This window comes from Pseudoduganella lurida (assembly GCF_007830455.1).
In the GTDB taxonomy this organism is placed as follows: domain Bacteria; phylum Pseudomonadota; class Gammaproteobacteria; order Burkholderiales; family Burkholderiaceae_D; genus Rugamonas; species Rugamonas lurida.
On record NZ_VLLB01000006.1, the window covers coordinates 83,855 to 101,864 of the forward strand.

11 protein-coding genes are annotated in these 18,010 nt (G+C 66.3%); 3 read left to right on the top strand and 8 right to left on the bottom strand.

All coding sequences use genetic code 11. The features are described 5' to 3' along the window. Positions 1–24: 24 nt before the first annotated feature. The 6 genes from IP91_RS17295 to xdhA all read right to left on the bottom strand — a co-directional run bounded on the left by IP91_RS17295 (position 25) and on the right by xdhA (position 11,625). Positions 25–3,435, bottom strand: coding sequence for a TonB-dependent receptor (locus tag IP91_RS17295; protein ID WP_145650342.1), 3,411 nt, complete (start codon positions 3,433–3,435; stop codon positions 25–27). A gap of 483 nt (positions 3,436–3,918) precedes the next feature. Beyond that, the gene (locus IP91_RS17300) at positions 3,919–5,397 is read right to left on the bottom strand and encodes an adenosine deaminase family protein (protein ID WP_145650343.1); all 1,479 of its coding nucleotides are present in this window, start codon (positions 5,395–5,397) and stop codon (positions 3,919–3,921) included. A gap of 34 nt (positions 5,398–5,431) precedes the next feature. Further along, positions 5,432–6,739, bottom strand: a complete 1,308-nt coding sequence (guaD, locus tag IP91_RS17305) for a guanine deaminase (protein ID WP_145650344.1) — start codon at positions 6,737–6,739, stop codon at positions 5,432–5,434. A 1-nt stretch (position 6,740) separates the two neighbouring features. Next, positions 6,741–7,763 (bottom strand): xanthine dehydrogenase accessory protein XdhC, encoded by a 1,023-nt coding sequence (xdhC, locus tag IP91_RS17310; protein ID WP_145650345.1) that lies wholly within the window; start codon positions 7,761–7,763, stop codon positions 6,741–6,743. Positions 7,764–7,766: 3 nt separating this feature from the next. Next, positions 7,767–10,157, bottom strand: a complete 2,391-nt coding sequence (gene xdhB, locus IP91_RS17315; protein ID WP_145650346.1) for a xanthine dehydrogenase molybdopterin binding subunit — start codon at positions 10,155–10,157, stop codon at positions 7,767–7,769. A gap of 10 nt (positions 10,158–10,167) precedes the next feature. Next, positions 10,168–11,625 carry a xanthine dehydrogenase small subunit gene (gene xdhA, locus IP91_RS17320; protein WP_145650579.1) on the bottom strand — a complete coding sequence of 486 codons (1,458 nt, stop codon included), beginning with the start codon at positions 11,623–11,625 and terminating at the stop codon, positions 10,168–10,170. 307 nt (positions 11,626–11,932) lie between these two features. Here xdhA and IP91_RS17325 point away from each other — a divergent pair, with 307 nt between their 5' ends. From IP91_RS17325 to IP91_RS17335, 3 genes are all read left to right on the top strand, one after another. Continuing rightward, a complete protein-coding gene (locus IP91_RS17325; protein ID WP_145650347.1) occupies positions 11,933–13,183 on the top strand; it encodes a hypothetical protein in 1,251 nt (416 codons plus the stop codon). Between the two features lie 10 nt (positions 13,184–13,193). Next, complete coding sequence (locus IP91_RS17330) at positions 13,194–13,592, top strand: type 2 periplasmic-binding domain-containing protein (RefSeq protein ID WP_145650348.1); 399 nt, start codon at positions 13,194–13,196, stop codon at positions 13,590–13,592. 87 nt (positions 13,593–13,679) lie between these two features. Beyond that, positions 13,680–15,245, top strand: a complete 1,566-nt coding sequence (locus IP91_RS17335) for a methyl-accepting chemotaxis protein (protein ID WP_145650349.1) — start codon at positions 13,680–13,682, stop codon at positions 15,243–15,245. Between the two features lie 178 nt (positions 15,246–15,423). On the opposite strand, the gene puuE is transcribed toward IP91_RS17335, so the two are convergent. Continuing rightward, positions 15,424–16,374 carry an allantoinase PuuE gene (gene puuE / locus IP91_RS17340; RefSeq protein ID WP_145650350.1) on the bottom strand — a complete coding sequence of 317 codons (951 nt, stop codon included), beginning with the start codon at positions 16,372–16,374 and terminating at the stop codon, positions 15,424–15,426. Beyond that, positions 16,371–17,975, bottom strand: a complete 1,605-nt coding sequence (locus IP91_RS17345; RefSeq protein WP_229474586.1) for a carboxylesterase/lipase family protein — start codon at positions 17,973–17,975, stop codon at positions 16,371–16,373. Before IP91_RS17345 ends, puuE begins: the two co-directional genes overlap by 4 nt. Positions 17,976–18,010 lie beyond the last annotated feature (35 nt).

Sequence of the window (18,010 nt, forward strand, 5' to 3'; positions counted from 1 at the left end):
GCGGCGATGCCGCTCAGGCGATGCTTAGAACTCGTACTTGACGGTCGCTTGCAGGGCCCACTGGGACTCGCCCTTGGCCTGGCGCACTTCCAGGTCTTCCACCTTGTCGCGCAGCTGGTAGATGTACTTGCCGCTGGCATCGAGGCCCACCACGTCCACGAAGGAACGGGCTTGCGCGCCGTTGGCCTGGAAGCCCACTTCGTTGATACGGCCCCACTTCTTGTTCAGCAGGTTGCCGAAGTTCAGGATGTCCAGCGTGAAGACGCCTTTATGACCCTGCCAGAAGCCCGGCACTTCCTGCGACACACGCACGTCGAAGTTGTTGGTCCAGTTCGAGAAGCTGTTGTTGCGCTTCACGACGCCGCCCGCCGAATTGCGCAGGCCGCGGTACTGGTTGACGATGTCCCAGAAACGCTGCTCGTTGGCGTGGTTGGTGGCGGTGTCGCCCTTGAACACGACTTCGCCGGAACCGAATGCCGTTGGCACGTACATCAGGTCGTTGCCGGCCAGGCCGTCGCCGTTCATGTCGTTGTTGGTCGTCCAGCTGTACGGCTTGCCGGAGCGGCCTTCATAGAACGTGCCGAACGTGGTGCGGTACGAACCGAAGAAACGCTTCTGGAAGCTGATGGACGCCGTGACGCGGTCCTTCACCAGGTAGCTGGAATTGGCTTCCACTTCCTCGTTCGGGTTGAACACCGAGCGGCCCGAGTAGTTCGAGCTGGACGTCGACGACGTCAGCGGCGAGACTTCCTTCGATTCCGTGTACGTGTACGACGCGGTCCAGGCGAAGCCGCCGATCATCGGACGCTGCAGCGACAGCGTGGCCAGGTTGCTGCCACCCTGCTTCGTGTTGGTGGCGACCAGCACGTTGTTGAACTTCTCGTTCGAGCCGGCACGGGTGCGGAACGTGGAGCAGGTGCCGCTCGTGATGCTGTTGCCGCTGGCATCCCAGCATGCCGTGTTGTAGCCGGCTGGCGTGTAGAACAGCGCACGGCCATCGGTACCGGTGCGGGTTGCCGCGCCCAGGTTCAGGTTCTGGTAGAAGATCGCGTCACGTGCGTCCGTCTTCAGGAACTCGGCGCCCACCGTGATGTTCTGCCATGGCAATTCGTGGTCGACGGCCAGGTTCATCTTCCAGACCGAAGGCTGGCGCAGGCCGGCGGCCAGCACGTCCACCGACGCGGCCGACGGGGTGCCCGTGAAGCGCGGCTGGTTGTTGATGTCCGGGCTGAACACGCCACCCGTGGTCGGGCAGGCCGGGAAGCCGCTGATGCCGCAGCCGATCGTCGACGTGGCCACGCCGGCGTTCTGGAACGGGTTGGCCAGCCAGACGCTCATGGCAGCGCCCTGGAACAGGCCGGCGCCACCGCGGATCTGGGTACGGCGTGCCGTCTCGAAGTTGTAGTTGAAGCCCACGCGTGGCTGCCACAGCTTCTGGCCGTCCATCGTGTTGGTGTTGTCGATGCCGTAGCCGCCCGTTGCACGGCCGGCCGCGTTCATCGCGCCGGGTGCGGCAGCCAGGGCCACGTTCGCCAGCGGGCTTTGCGGCACGCCGACTTTATCAACACGCACGCCGGCCATGACGGTCAGGCGCGGCGTCACGGTCCAGGTGTCCTGCACGAACACGCCGGTGTTCTTCATCGTGAAGTTGGCGACCGCGTCTTCCAGCGAGTAGCCAGGGTTGGCGACCTGCGTCTGGTACGACACGGGACGGCCGCGGCGGAAGTTCTCCAGCACGGCCTGTTCGATCTGGCCGGCGTTCGCCGTGCACGAGGACAGGTTGGCGCCGCCCAGGAATTCGTAGCCGATGCCCGTCGTGCAACCGAAGGTGTAGTTGCCGTAGATGTTCTGCAGGAACGCGTTGTAGATGTCGTTCTTCTGGTAGTCCACGCCCAGCTTCACTTCGTGGTCGCCCAGCAGCAGGTTGCCGCCCACGTAGACGTCGTCCGTCTTGGTGGCCAGGGCATTGCGCTGGCGGCTGTTCTCGGTACCGAAGTTGACGAAGCGGTTGGCCGTGGAGGTGCCGGTGGCCGCGCCGGCTGCCAGCGGACCGGAGATGCGCAGGCCCACCAGCGGCAGCTGCGAGTTCAGCTTCGGCACGCTGTCGTAGTCGCGGCGCGAGTACTTGATCTCGGTGGAGAACGTTGGCGACCAGTCGGACGTCAGCTGGGCAACCTTCGTTTCGATGGTCTTGTTCTGCTGGTACCACTCGCTGTTGAGCGAGATGCCCGTGGCGGTCAGGCCGGCGAAGAACGGCTCGGACTGTTCGGTCTTGGACCAGCGGAACATGGCGCGGTGGTCGTCGTTGATGTTCCAGTCGACCTTGACCAGCTTGTCCGTCACGGACAGCATCGTGCCGCCAGGGACAGCCGAGCTGCCGACGTCGATGCCGTAGGTGTTCTTGGCGATGGCCGCGCCCTGGTCGATCGTGTTCTGCGTTACGCCCACGTTCGTCAGCGAGCTGCCGATCGGGCCGAACGACGGTGCCGTGCGGGTCGATTCCAGCTTCTCGTAGTTGGCGAAGATGAACAGCTTGTCCTTGATCAGGGGGCCGCCCACGGTGGCGCCCTTGGTCGTTTCCTTGAACTTGGCCGGATCGTAGTAGGTGCCGTCGGTGGTGTTGAAGCGCTCGCCGGCGGTCTTGTCGTTACGGAAGACGTAGTAGACGCTGCCCTTCACGTCGTTGGTACCGGACTTCGTGACGGCGTTGATGTTGCCGCCGGTGTAGCCCTTCTGGGTCACGTCGTAGTTGGCCACGTTGACCTGCACCGAAGCGATGGCTTCGATGGAGATCGGCTGCTTGGCGGTCGGCGAACCGGAGGCTTCCAGGCCGAACGTGTCGCTGACGGACACGCCGTCGATCGTCAGGGTGTTGTAGCGGCTGTTCTGGCCGGCCACGGAGATCTCGCCGCGTTCCTTGTCGGTCTGCGACACGCGCGGATCGGTGCGGGCGTAATCCTGCAGGTTGCGATTAATGGATGCCTGGATCGCCAGTTCCGTCGGGCCGATATTGGTACCGGTGCCCATGGCGGTCTTCGAGAAGCGGTCATTGCGCAGGTTGCTGCCGGAAACGGTCACGGTCTGCACGGCCTGGCCCAGCTGGGCATCCACGGTGGAGGTTTCGGCCAGCGCGATGAACACGTTCTCGCGCTTTTCGGTCACGCCGTTGTTGCTGATGGTGATGGTGTACGGACCGCCGACGCGCAGGCCGCGCGCCACGTAACGGCCTTGTGCATCCGTCGTCACCTTGCTCACGGAGCCGGACTCCACGTGCAGCACGCTGACTTCGGCGCCGGACGCTGGGGAGCCGTCCGGGCTCGAGATACGGCCGCCGATGGCAGACGTGGTGTTCTGTGCGAAGGTAGGTGCCGCGGCCAGTGCGATAGACAGACTCAGCGCGATCTGCGTGAGACGGAGCCGTTTATGATTCATCATTATTTCCCCAAATTGGACGAATTTACTGGCGGTTGGACGAAGATCGGGTAGATCTGCCCTTCCCGCCACACTTTACTTTTGCTGCAAACTGCTTAGCCAACCCGAGATTTTACCGGCCGTTGATGTCGCCACGATGACCGCAATGTGACCGTTTCGTGACATCCGGGCCGCCCTGTCTATTGGCTGCAAATCAACTATGCATGACGACAAAAGTCGTGACAAATTCGAATTTGCAAGCGCATTTATATGCGATTGCACTAAATCGATCGTTGGGACAGGCAGATATTTTTTCCCGGGCGGGCTGACGGCGGGGATTATAAAGGCGGCGTGGAAGCGTGAATTTATTTCATCGCGAAATTACAAAAACGCGCTTGCAGCACTGGGAAAGTGTAGCGAAAGGGCTACAAAATTAGTACATTGGAAAGATAAAGCGGCAAGATCCCGGCCGCGTCGGCGACGTGCGGACCGGGATCGGGACTGGGCTCAGCGACCGGTTTTGGGCACCGAGGCGGCGATGTCCGCCTCGAACCGGGCAAAGCGGCTGTCCAGTTGTTGCAGCAAGCGTTGTTTTTCCGCGTCACCGAGGAAGGCGTAGCGGATGCTGTCGTAGGACAGCTTCTTCACCTCCGCATAGTCCGTCCTGTAGCGGGTGGCGAACAGCACATACTCGTTCGACAGGTTGTGCCGGGTGACGCCGGCATCGTCCGTCGCCAGCACGAACGGCACGCCGTGGCGGCGGAACAGTTCGACCGGATGGGCGCCGCCCTGCACGCCGAGGATGAACTCGTTGCTGGTGAGGTTGACCTCGACCGGCACGCGGCGCTCCCGCATCGTCTTCAGCACGCCCAGCGCATCCTTTTCGTGGGCGATGTCGATGCCGTGGCCGATGCGGTCCGCGCCGGCCACCCCCACCGCTTCGGCGATATGGAACGTCAGGCCTTCCGGCGGCACGATGCCGAGACGCAGCTCGCCGGCATGCAGGGCCGTCTTCACGTCGGGATACTTCGCCTTCAGGAACCTGAACATCTTCATGTGCAGGCTGTAGTCGCGCATCGACACGTCGCGGCTTTCCTGGCCGACGATGTTCACGCCCACGATCTTCGGATTGGCTTTCGCGAGCTTGAAGCTGGCCAGCATCTGCGAATACACCAGCGATGGCGACAGGAAGCGCAGCACATACGGCTGGTAGCGCATCGTGAAGCGCTCGTCGTCGATGCCGGCGCTGCTCTTCTCCACGTTGGCGACGTAATCGGCCACGCCCTGCGCAAAGGCGGGGCTCGCTTCCAGCTTCTGCGTGAAGGCGGCCAGCGCGGCGTCCAGTCGTGCGGGATCGGCCACGGCCTTGTCGAAGTCCGCATCCGGCGTGCCCGGCGCCAGTTCGAAGATCGTCTCGATGTACGACAGGTTTTCCGCGATGGCCCGGTCCTTCAGCGTGCGCAGGCCGTCGTTCGTGTTGGTGGAGGCGACCGGGCCGAAATAGCCGAAGGTGTCGAAGAACGCCTGGTCCGGCGGCGGCTGGTCGGCGCCATGGTTGTGGAAGTCCAGCGTGGACCACTTCTGCAGCAGCTTGCGGTAGGCGCCGTCGTCGGCCATCAGGTCGGCGCCGGACACGCAGCCCCGCAGCGGGCCCGGTTTGGCGCGTTCCGCGTCGATCGCCGCCTTGTCGGTGCTGATGCGGAAGGTGGTCTTGCTGACGCAGTAGCCCTGCCGGTCGACCCATTCCAGGTACTGCTCGGCGTAGATCGCGCCGGAGTAATGGTGGTGCAGGTCGCCGCCCTTCGGCATCATCGTCAGGAACATTGTCAGTTCCGAGGTCTGCGCCGGCGCGGCCAGCAGGCTGGCGAAGTGGCGCTTGACGATGGCTTCGTTGTTGCCGGCCTTCTGGGCGTGCGCGGTGGCCGCGAAGGCGAGGGTCAGCGCGGCGGCGCTGAGGCGGGTCTTGTTGATGCGGGCTCGAGACATGGGGGCTCCGTGTGGGTGGACGAGGGCCCTGTCTTCAGCCGCGCCGGTGTACCAGCCTGCCGCCGGAATACGTGGCGGCGACGGTGCGGTCGTCGCCCAGCAGCGCCAGCGCGAACAGCATCTCCTCGAGGCTGTCCGTGTGCGCCGTGCGGCGCGCCAGCAGTGGCGTGCAGGCCGGATCGAGCACCACGAAATCGGCCTCGTTGCCGGCGGCCAGGCTGCCGATCGTGCCTTCCAGGTGCAGGCTGCGCGCGGCGCCCAGCGTGGCCAGGTAGAACATGCGCAGCGCGGGAAGATAGCTGCCCTTCAAGCGCGCTACTTTATAGGCTTCATTCATCGTTTGCAACATCGAGAACGACGTGCCGCCACCCACGTCCGTCGCCAGCGCCATCAGCATGCCGGCCGCATCGGCGCGCTCGAAGTCGAACAGGCCGCTGCCCAGAAAAAGATTGGACGTGGGGCAGACCGCCGCCGCCGATTGCGTCTCGGCGATGCGCCGGCGGTCCCCTTCGTCCAGCCAGATGCAGTGGCCGAACACGGCGCGCGGGCGCAGCATGCCGTAGCGGTCGTACACATCGAGGTAGCTGCGCGCCTGCGGATACAGCGTCTTCACCCATTTGACTTCATCCTCGTTTTCCGAGACGTGCGTCTGGATGAACGTGTCCGGATACCTGCGGGCCAGTTCGCCCGTCAGCTGCATCTGCGCTTCGGACGACGTGGGCGCGAAGCGCGGCGTGATCGCATACAGCGAGCGCTCGTGCCCGTGCCAGCGCTGGATCAGCGCTTCCGATTCCAGCACGCCCCGCTCCGCCGTGTCGCACAGGAAGTCCGGGCAGTTCCGGTCCATCAGCACCTTCCCCGCGATCATGCGCAGGCCACGCGCTTCGCTGGCCGTGAAGAACGCATCCACCGACTGCGGGTGCACGGTGCAGTAGACCAGCGCGGTCGTCGTGCCCACGCGCAGCAGCTCGTCGAGGAAGAACTCGGCCACATTGGTGGCATGCGCGGGATCCTCGAACTTGCGCTCGGCCGGGAAGGTGTACTGCTCCAGCCACGGCAGCAGGCCGGGCGCGGGCGAGCCGATGATGTCCGACTGCGGATAGTGGATGTGCGCATCGATGAAGCCGGCGCTGATGATCTTGCCGCGGTAGTCCGTCACCGCCACGTCCGGCGGCAGGCTGGCGTGCAGCGTGGACCAGTCGCCGATGGCCGAGATCTTCCCGTCCGCGACGATCAGCAGGCCATCCTCGTAATAGGAATGGGCGCGCTCGCTGAAGGCCGGATCGGCGTGAAAGGTCAGCAAGCCGGCACGGTAGGCTTGCACGGTGGAGGTGTTCTGCATGTCAGTTCTCTAGAAGGACGGGGCGCCGTTGGGCGAAGGAGGCGGCAGCGGCATGGGCCTGCGCTTCCCAGGTCATCAGTAATTGCGCGGCGACGGAGGCGGCGATGACGGCCGGTGCCTTGTCGACGATGCCCGGCAGGCCGATCGGGCAGACCATCGCGGCGATCTGCCTTGCGTCGCAGCCCCGCGCCAGCAAGCGCCGTTCGAACTGCAGGCGCTTCGTCTTCGAGCCGATCAGGCCGAACCAGCCGACATCGCCCCGGTCCGCGGCACGCGCCAGGATCGCGGCGCTCAGCCGCTCGTCCAGCGCGTGGCTGTGGGTCATCACGAGATAGCTGCTGCCGGCCGGCGCCTGGGCGACCACGGCTTCCGGGGTGTCGGTCGCTTCGATCGCGGCATTGTCCGGCATTGTAGCGGGGAACATGGCATCGCGTTCATCCACCCACGTGACGGTGCACGGCAGCCCGGCCAGCGCGCGCACGATGGCGGCGCCGACATGGCCCGCGCCGAACAGCACCAAATGCGCGCGCGGCGCGAGCACCGGGTCGACCAGCCAGCCGTCTTTGGTGACGATGGCGCTGCGCGTGCGGGCGAAAGTGCGCGGCGCGCCGGCATCGCCGGCGACCAGGTTGCCGTCCGCATCGAACAGGGCGTTGCGCGGCGCGCCTTCGGTCGCCGCAAGGCGCCAGTAGTCGGTGCGCGGGTTGGTGCGCAGCGTCGTCATGACCTGCGCGAGTTCGGCCGTCACCGGCTCGAATGCCAGCCACACGACGCCGCCGCAGCACTGGCCCAGGCTGGGACCTAGCCCGAAGCGCTGGTACTTCACCGCCGCCGCGCCGTTGGCCAGCATCGCGCGCGAAATCTCGATGGCGCGCAGCTCGAGATGGCCGCCGCCGATCGTGTCGCGCAGCGCGTGCGCCGTCACCAGCATCTTCGTGCCGGGTTCGCGCGGCGCGGAACCTTCCACGCGCGCCACCGTGACCAGCACCGCCGGCCCGGGCATCTCCTTCAGCCAGTCATTCATGATTCAACGACTTGCCTGAAAAATGGGGACAGACCCCATTTTCGAGGCAATGTTTTCGGTGACGGCGTCGATCGCGCGCAGGATCTCCTCGCTGGTGGCCGGGGCGTTCAGCGGCGGGTTCACGCGGTGGCCGGCGACGGCGGAGATGGCATCGCGGATGGCGAAGAACACGGAGAACGGCAGCAGCAGCGGCGGCTCGCCCACGGCCTTCGAGCGGTGGATGCTGTCGACCACGTTCGGCTGGTCGAACAGCTGCACGCGGAAATCTTCCGGGCAGTCCGAGATGCCGGGGATCTTGTAGGTGGACGGCGCATGCGTCATCAGCTTGCCCGCGGCGTTCCACCACAGCTGCTCCGTGGTCAGCCAGCCCATGCCCTGGATGAAGGCGCCCTCGACCTGGCCGATGTCGAGCGCCGGGTTCAGCGAGCGGCCCGCATCGTACAGCGCATCGGCGCGCAGCAGCTTCCATTCCCCAGTGAGCGTGTCGACCACCACTTCCGACACGGCTGCGCCGTACGCATAGTACGAGAACGGGTTGCCGTTCATCGACTTGGCATCCCAGCTCAGGTTCGGCGTGGCATAGAAGCCGTCCGACCACAGCTGCACGCGCTTCAGGTAGGCCTTCTGCACCACCTCCACGAACGGCAGGCTGCCGCCATTGACGTGTACCGCGTCATCGTGGAACTGCACGTCGGCCGCCTCGCCACCGAGCAGCGTGACGGCGAATGCGGCGAGGCGGTCGCGGATGCGGCGGGCGGCATCCTGGGCGGCCTTGCCGTTCAGGTCCGCGCCTGTCGAGGCGGCGGTGGCGGACGTGTTCGAGACCTTGGTCGTGTCGGTGGCCGTGATGCGCACATGCGCCAGGTCCACGCCCAGTTCATGGGCGACGACCTGCATCACCTTCGTGTTGACGCCCTGCCCCATCTCCGTGCCGCCATGGTTGACGAGCACGGAGCCGTCCACGTACACATGCACCAGCGCGCCGGCCTGGTTCAGGTGCGTGACATTGAAGGCGATGCCGAACTTCAAGGGTGTCAGAGCCAGGCCCTTCTTCAGCACGGGACTGGTGGCGTTGTAGGCATCGATCGCTGCGCGGCGTGTGCGGTATTCGCTCGACCGCTCCAGCTGGGCCGTCAGTTCGGGCAGCACATTGCCGGCCACCACCTGGCCATACGGCGTCTGGTTGCGTTCGTCGATGCCGTAGTAGTTCAGTGTGCGGATATCCAGCGCATCCTTGCCGAGATTGCGGGCGATCTCGTCGATCACGTATTCGATGGCGATGGCGCCCTGCGGCCCGCCGAAGCCGCGGAACGCCGTGTTCGACTGCGTGTTCGTCCTCCCGCAGGCGGCGCGGATGTCCACGTCCGACAGGTAGTAGCAGTTGTCGAAGTGGCAGACGGCGCGCGTGGCGACGGGGCCGGACAGGTCCGCCGAGTAGCCGGCGCGCAGCGTCATGTCCACGCGCGCGGCCACGATGCGGCCTTCGTCGTCGTACCCGGCCTCGTATTCGTACCAGAAGCAGTGGCGCTTGCCGGTGACGAGCATGTCGTCGTCCCGGTCGGCGCGCAGCTTCACGGGGCGCTTCAGGTGCGCGGCCGCCAGCGCCGCGCCGCAGGCCCACAGGGCCGACTGCGATTCCTTGCCGCCGAAACCGCCGCCCATGCGCCGGCATTCCACCTGGACGTGGTGCGAGTGCAGGCCCAGCGCATGCGCCACCACGTGCTGCATCTCGCTCGGATGCTGCGTGGAGCACTGCACCAGCATGCCGCGGTTTTCCTTCGGGATCGCGTAGGCGATCTGGCCTTCCAGGTAGAACTGCTCCTGGCCGCCGACGAACAGCTCGCCCTTCACCACATGCGGCGCCCGTTCGAACGCGGCCTGCGCATCGCCCCGCTCCAGCCGCATCGGCGGCAGCACGTAGGAAGCGGCGGCCTTTGCCTGCTGCGGCGTGATGATGGCCGGCAGTTCCTCGTACGTGACATTGGCCTGGCGCGCGGCGCGGCGCGCATTCGTGTGCGTGTCGGCGACCACGATGAAGACCGGCTGGCCGATGTACTGCACGGTATCCGTCACCAGGATCGGATCGTCGTGGATGATCGGGCCGCAGTCGTTGGTGCCGGGGATGTCGGCGGCCGTCAGCACGGCCACCACGCCGGGCATCGCGCGCACCGGTGCCAGGTCGAGCGCGAGAATCCTTGCGTGCGCCTTGCTCGACAGGCCCAGCGCGGCATGCAGCGTGCCCTGCAGCTCGGGGATATCGTCCGTGTAGGTGGCCTGGCCCAGCACGTGCAGCTCGGCCGATTCGTGCGGGCGGGACACGCCGACGGCGCGCCAGCCGGTGTCAGCGTTCGTCGCGGTTTCGGGCATCAGGTTGGGCATCTCGGGATGGTTCATGGCGCGCTCCTCAGGCAGCAAAGGCGTTGACATCGCGGGCCGCGAGCGGCGCATCGGGCCGCGTCTCCAGCCAGAAGCGGCGCAGCAGGTTCCGCGCCGTGCGCAGGCGGTAATCAGCGGAGGCGCGCATGTCCGACAGCGGCGCGTAGTCCTGCGCCAGCGCGGCCATTGCCGCGTCCAGCGCCGCTTCGTCCCAGGCGCGGCCAGCCAGCAGGGCTTCGGCGGCAGCGGCCCGCTTCGGCGTGCCGGCCATGCCGCCGAACGCGATGCGGGCGGACACGATGGTGGCGCCGTCCACCCGGAACGCGAACGCGGCGCAGACGGCCGAGATATCCTGGTCGAAGCGCTTGGCCAGCTTGTAGGTGCGGAAGGCGATGCCGGCACGGGGCAGCGGCACGCGCACGGCGCGCACGAATTCGCCGGGCCGCAGGTCCTTCTTCATGTAGTCCAGGTAGAAGTCCTCCAGCGCCAGGCGGCGTTCGCCGTCGACCGCATGCAGCACCACTTCGGCGCCCAGCGCGATCAGCCACGGCATGGAATCGCCGATCGGCGAGCCGTTGGCGACATTGCCGCCGAGGGTGCCCGCGTTCCGGATCGGCAGCGAGGCGAAGCGCTGGCGCATCTCGCCCAGTTCCTGCGGATAGTGGCGGCACAGCTCCGTGTAGGCTGCCTCCAGCGTGACGCCGGCGCCGATCTCCACCACGCCGCCATCGATGGCGACCGACTTCAGCGCCTCGACATGGCCCAGGTAGACGATGTCGCCCAGCGCGCGCATCTGCTTGGTGATCCACAGGCCCACGTCCGTGGCGCCGGCCAGCAGCGTGGCCGAGGGGTGGATGGCGCGCAGTTGCGCCAGTTCCGCCAGCGTGCGCGGCGCGTAGAACGCCTGGCCGTGGGCGGCGTACACGGACAGGCTGTCGCGCCGCAGGGCCTGCAGCTGCACGGCCAGTGCCGCCGTGTCGAACTGCACGCGCGGCAGCTCCGTCATGCGGCGCGCCGCGTCGATGATGGGCCGGTAGCCCGTGCAGCGGCACAGGTTGCCGGACAGGCAGTCGTCGATCGCCTTGCGCGCGGGGGCGCCATCCACCTTCAGGTACATGCCCCACAGCGACATGGCAAAGCCGGGCGTGCAGAAGCCGCATTGCGAACCGTGACATTCCACCAGCGCCTGCTGCACCGGGTGCAGCGCGCCATCGGGCTGCTGCAGGTCTTCCACCGTGAACAGCGCCTTGCCATCGAGCGTGGGCAGCGGCTGGATGCAGGCATTGACGGCCTTCAGTTCCACCTGCCCGTCCACCAGCGTGCCGACGACGACCGTGCAGGCGCCGCAGTCGCCCTCGGCGCAGCCTTCCTTGGTGCCGGTGCAGTGCAGGTCCTCGCGCAGATGCTGCAGCACGGTCTGCGTGGGGGCGACGCCCTGCACTTCATGCACGGCAGCGCGGAAATAAAAACGGATCGGTTCGGACATCATGGCCTCGGTGTTCTCCCAACGTATCACGTTAACACTGGCGGGCACGGGTCTATATATGCAAAAAATGATGTGTGCTATTCAAATCTAAACATATCAACTTGCATTGAAATCAATGACTTACCGTCATTTTAACGGTTATTTTCCACCTGGATACAACACTTTGATCCGGCACTTGTTACTTTTGATGGAATCCCCTTGTGACAGATGTTTCCGTATGGATAGAATCCAAATCCGCGAAAAATGATTGCGCCTTGCGCGGTCGTTGCAACAGATTCTCCCAACATTCCCGAGTCATAGGTCATTCATGAAAACACGTATTCTTGCCGCCATGCTGGTTCTGCCACTGGCCATCTCCACTGCCTACGCGCAGGAAGTCAGCGACGGCCCGACCGTCAAGATCAGCGGCTTCGGCACCGGCGCCCTGACGGCCACCAACACGGACGACGCGGAATTCGCGCGCGCCAACCAGGCCAGCGGCGCCCGCAAGGATGCCCGCACGGGCGTCGATTCCAACCTGGGCCTGCAGGCCGACATCACCATCAACAGCTGGCTGTCGCTGACGGGCCAGGGCCTGGTGCGCAAGGATGCCGTGGACGAATACGGCGCCGAGGCCACGCTGGCCTTCGCCAAGGCCAAGGTCACCGATGAGCTGAGCGTGCGCGTGGGCCGCCTCGGTTCGCCGATCTTCCTGATCTCCGAATACCGCAACGTGGGCTATGCAAACACCTTCATCCGTCCGCCGCAGGAGATGTACTCGCAGGTGCCGTTCAACGGTACCGACGGTATCGACGCGATCTGGCAGCACGGCTTCGGCCCGACCAGCGTGACGGCCCAGCTGTCCTTCGGCACCAACAAGAACGACATCGTCGGCGGCCAGAGCATGCGCCTGAAGAAGCTGACGTCGGTGAACCTGGTCGCGGAATACGGCCCGTTCACGGCCCGCCTCGGCCACACCCAGGGCAGGGCCACGCTGGACGGCTCGCCGACCCTGGAAGGCCTGTACACGTCCCTACGCGCGGCCGGTACCGGCTACCGCCTGCCGGTGCTGAACCAGCTGGCCAGCGACCTGGAACTGAAGGACAAGAAAGCCTCGTTCACGTCGCTCGGCCTGGCCGTGGACTGGAACAACTTCATCGGCCAGAGCGAATTCGCCAAGCGCCGCACCGACGGCTTCCTGGCCGACACCACCTCGTGGTACGTGATGGGCGGCTACCGCATCGGCAAGTTCACGCCGTACTACACGCACGCCAAGGTGTCGATCGACAGCAACGTGACCAACACCGTGCCGGGCGCCTGCCCTGCCGGCTACCCGGCAGCCTGCCGCGCCACGCTGGCGGCCCTGTCGGCCGGCGTCAATTCGATGCGCACTTCCGGTGGCGGCGAACAGTCCACCAACAGCATCGGCCTGCGCTGGGACGTGTACCGCTCGGTAGACCTGAAGGTGCAGATCGACCGCGTCTCGCCGAAGAACGGCCGTGGCCTGCTGATCAACGCGACGCCGGGTTTCAGCCGCGACATCACGGTCGGCACCGTTGCAGTCGACTTCATCTTCTAAGGAGCACCGTATGAAAAGCATGATGACCGCGGTCCTGGCCGTAATGACGATTTCCGCCGCGCCGGCCTTTGCCGAGGTGGTGGTGGTGGTCAACGCCGCCAACAGCGAAGCCGTGTCGAAGGACACGATCGCCAGCGTCTTCCTGGGCAAATCGACGGCGTTCACGCCGATCGACCAAGCCGACGGCTCGCCGCTGCGCAACGAGTTCTACAAGAAGGTCACCGACAAGGAAGCGGCGCAAGCCAAGGCCCTGTGGTCGAAGCTGGTCTTCACCGGCAAGGCCACGCCGCCGAAGGAAGTGGCCAGCAGCGCCGACGTCAAGAAGGCCATCGCCGCCAATCCGAAAGCCATCGGCTACATCGAGAAGAGCGCCGTGGATGCCAGCGTCAAGGTCGTGCTGACCCCGTAAGGTCGGTGCCGCAAGCGACGCCCCCGTAGCAAACAGCCCGCCGTCCGGCGCCACCGGACGGCGGGTTCGTCACAACAGGACACCATCATGAGTATCAAGCGCAGGATCTGGGCACTGCCCGTCATCTCCACCGTCATCTTCGGTCTCGGCATCGCCGTCAGCGCCAGCATCGCCAACGGCGCGCTGGAGTCGATCCGCACCACCGAACGGGTCGACTACCCGGTGCTCGACATGAGCAAGTCACTGGCGCTGGAAGTGGGCGCCGTCACGGATGCCCTGCGCGATGCCGTCACCGAAGGCGACAAGGCACGCATCGCCAGCGTGGGCGAACAGGCCACCAGGCTGCGCACCAACCTGGGCAAGCTGGCCGCCATCGACGGCCAGCGCGAGACCGGCGAACGCCTGGCCAAGGAATTCGATGCGTATTACGCGCCGGCCCTGTCGGCCGCGCGCATCATGCTTGAAATGGAAGAAGGCGACCCGCAGGCGACCGTGGGCCGCATGCAGAGCGCGCTGGCCGTGCTGAACACCGACCTCCAGAAGACCAACGAAACGGCCAAGGCCCAGTTCAAGGCCGGTATCGACAACAGCGAACGCAGCGTGAACAAGGTGCTGACGACGATGGTGCTGGCCGCGCTGATCGTGATCCTCAGCCTGGCGCTGGTGTCGTGGTTCGTCGTGCGCGCCATCTGGCAGCAGCTCGGTGGCGAGCCGGAATATGCGCGCGACATCGCCGCGGCCGTGGCGGCCGGCGACCTGTCGATGGACATCCATACGCATCCGACCGACAGCACCAGCCTGCTGGCCGCGCTGAAGGAAATGCGCGACCGCCTGGCGAACATGGTGGCCGACATCAAGTCGTCGGCCGAGACGATCGCCGGCGCCAGCGCCGAAATCTCCAGCGGCAACACGGACCTGGCGGCGCGCACCGAATCGCAGGCGGGCAGCCTGGAAAGCACCGCGCGCGCGATGGACGAGCTGACCGGCGCCGTGCGCCAGAACGCCGCCAACGCCAACCAGGCCAATGCACTGGTGATGAATGCCTCGTCGATCGCCACGCGCGGCGGCCAGGTGGTCGGTGGCGTGGTCACCACGATGGGCGAGATCAATACCTCGGCCCACAAGATCGTCGAGATTATCTCGGTGATCGACGGCATCGCGTTCCAGACCAATATCCTGGCGCTGAATGCGGCCGTGGAAGCGGCGCGGGCCGGCGAGCAGGGCCGCGGCTTTGCCGTCGTGGCATCGGAAGTGCGCAACCTGGCACACCGCAGCGCGGCGGCCGCCAAGGAAATCAAGGAGCTGATCGGCGACTCGGTGGCCAAGGTGAATGCCGGCAGCGCACTGGTGGACGAAGCGGGCATCACGATGGGCCAGATCGTCGACTCGGTGAAGAAGGTGCACGACATCATGGCCGAGATCAGCGAAGCGGGCCAGCGCCAGAGCGAAGGCATCGACGACATCGGCAAGGCGATCGCCAGCATCGACGACATGACGCAGCAGAATTCCGCCCTGGTGGAAGAAGCGTCGGCCGCCGCCATGTCGCTGCTGGACCAGACGGAGCAGCTGAGCAGCGCGCTGGCCGTGTTCAAGCTGGGTGGCGCCGCACCGGCGGTGCGCAACGCGGGCCGGCTGGCATTGGCGCAGCACTGATCTTCACCACCTTCGGGCCGGGCTGCCTGGCTCTGCGTTGAACGTCAGCGCTGCTCTTCAGCGCTGCTCTTCAGCGCTGATCTTCAGCGCCGATCTTCACTGCTGATCTTCACTACAGCGCAGCCATCACGCCGCCGCGGTCGCAGGACCCGGCGGCGTTTTCTTTGGCGCTGCAGATTCATGGGGCCGGATGCACCCGGTGCCAGTGTTCGGCGATGTCGATGCGGCGCGTGATCCACACGTTCGGATGGCCCTGCACGTAGTCGAGGAAACGGGCCAGCGATGCCGCCCGTGCGGGCCGGCCGGCGATACGGCAATGCAGGCCGATCGACAGCATCTTCGGCGCATTCAGGCCGTTCGGATCGCCCTCTGCATACAGCACGTCGAACGCATCCTTCAGGTAGTCGAAGAACTGCGTGCCGCTGTTAAAACCCTGCATGGCGGCGAAGCGCATGTCGTTGGTGTCCAGCGTGTACGGCACGATCAGCTGCTGCGTGACGGCCGGCCGGCCATCGGCGCCCGTGTGTTCCACCGGCTGCCAGAAAGGCAGGTCGTCGCCGTAGTAGTCGGCGTCGTAGCGGAAGCCGCCGTGCTCCACCACCAGCCTGCGCGTGCTGGGCGAATCGCGGCCCGTGTACCAGCCCTGCGGCGCGCTGCCCGTCAGGTCACGGATGATGTCCACCGCTTCCTTCATGTGGGCGCGCTCGGTCGCTTCGTCGATGTTCTGGTACGAGATCCAGCGCAAGCCGTGGCAGGCGATCTCGTGACCCAGTTCGCGGAACGCGGCCACCGCTTCCGGATGGCGCTGCAGGGCCATCGACACACCGAACACCGTCAGCGGCAGCTTGCGGTCCTCGAAGATGCGCAGCAGCCGCCACAGGCCGGCGCGCGAACCGTATTCGTACAGCGACTCCATGCTCATGTGACGTGCCGCGAACGGCGCCGCGCCGATGATCTCGGACAGGAAGGTCTCGGAGGCGGCGTCGCCGTGCAGCACGCTGTTCTCGCCGCCCTCCTCGTAGTTGAGCACGAACTGGAGCGCCACGCGGGCGCCGTCCGGCCATTGCGGGTGCGGGGGCGTGCGGCCGTAGCCGGCGAGGTCGCGCGGGTAGTGCGGAGGAAGGGTCATGGCTGTCGGTCCGCCTGGCGGTCGTGGAACTCGAAGCGGGCACGGTCGCGCGGGTCGTAGGCGCCGGACTGCACGTCGATGCGCATCACGTTCGGCGCGGGATCCGTCACGCGGGGCCACTTCGGCAGGCCCTTGCCGTTCGGGTCGCCGTGCTGGATGAAGTTGACGAAGTAGCCGTGCAGCGTGCGGGACACCTGGCGGTCGTCGTCGCTCCAGCGGTAGACCGGATTGCCGGCCAGGTTGTTCATCGCGTATTCGATTTCCGCCGAGTGCGCGGCGCCCGTGGCGGCGGGCTTGCCGTCGACCGTGGCGGGCCGCGGCCGCGAATAATAGTAGCGCCAGGTCGGCGCCGTCTTCGCATGCAGGTCGATCCACTTCCAGGTGCCGTGGACGATCCAGCGGTCGCCGGCCAGGTCGCGCGCGGCGTCGCTCACGTCGTAGTCGTAGACGCGTGCCGCTTCGGCCGCGTCATTGCCGTACAGCCGGCGCAGGGCGGCCTGGAAGTTCTCGCGCGTGGGCGCATCCTGGCCCAATACGCCGGCGGCGCCCTGCTCGGCCGAGTTCCAGCCTGCCAGCAGCGGCACGCGCGCCTGGCGGCCCGTGGCGAAGGTGTCGCGCGGGGCGCGCTCGATCGCATGGCCATCCTGCACGATGCCGAACCAGGGCGCACCCGGCATGCGCGCCGCTTCCAGCAATCGGTCGGCCGGCAGCGCGCGCAGGTCGTTCAGGGTCGGTGCTTCGACCAGGCGCGCGAAGGCGGTGCCCTGTTCTTCCGCCCGGGCCAGCGGCGTGGTGCCGCGCCCGCCCAGGATCGAACCGCTCTCGCCGATGGCCCGGGCGAACAGGCCGCGCGACATCGGCATCACCATCTGCGCGCTGACGGAGAACGAGCCGGCCGATTCGCCGGCGATCGTCACCTGGTCCGGATCGCCTCCGAAGGCGGCGATGTTCCGCTTCACCCAGCGCAGCGCGGCCGACTGGTCCAGCAGGCCGTAGTTGCCGGAAGCCTTGTCGGGCGAGGCGGCCGTCAGTTCGGGATGGGCGAAGAAGCCGAACACGCCGAGACGGTAGTTGACCGTCAGCGCGACGATGCCCGCCTTCGCCATGGCCGCGCCTTCGTAGCGGGGCTCGGAGCCGTCGCCCGTCTGCAGGCCGCCGCCGTAGAAGTAGACCAGCACCGGCAGCTTCTTCCTGGTCGCATCGGCCGGCGCCCACACGTTCAGGAACAGGCAGTCCTCGCTCATGCCGGCGGCGCGGAACACCATGTCCGAATACAGGGGCAGCTGCATGCAGCGGTTGCCGAATGCGCCCGCGGAGCGCACGCCCGTCCAGGGCTGCACGGGCTGCGGGGCCTGCCAGCGCAATGTGCCGACCGGTGCCGCGGCATACGGGATGCCCTTGAAGGCCCGGATGCCATCCTCGAGCGTGCCTTCGATGCGGCCGCCGTCGACCTGCACGATGGTGGCGGGCGCGGCGTGGGCCGTGGGGGCTGCGGTGGTGGCTGCGTTGGGGGCTGCCTCGGTGGCTGCGTTGGTGGCTGCAGTGGTGGCCATGGTGGCGGCGGCCAGCACGAGGCCGGCGGAAGCGGTCCTGATCATCATCCCTCGCTAAGCTTGTCCATATTCGCAACATTATA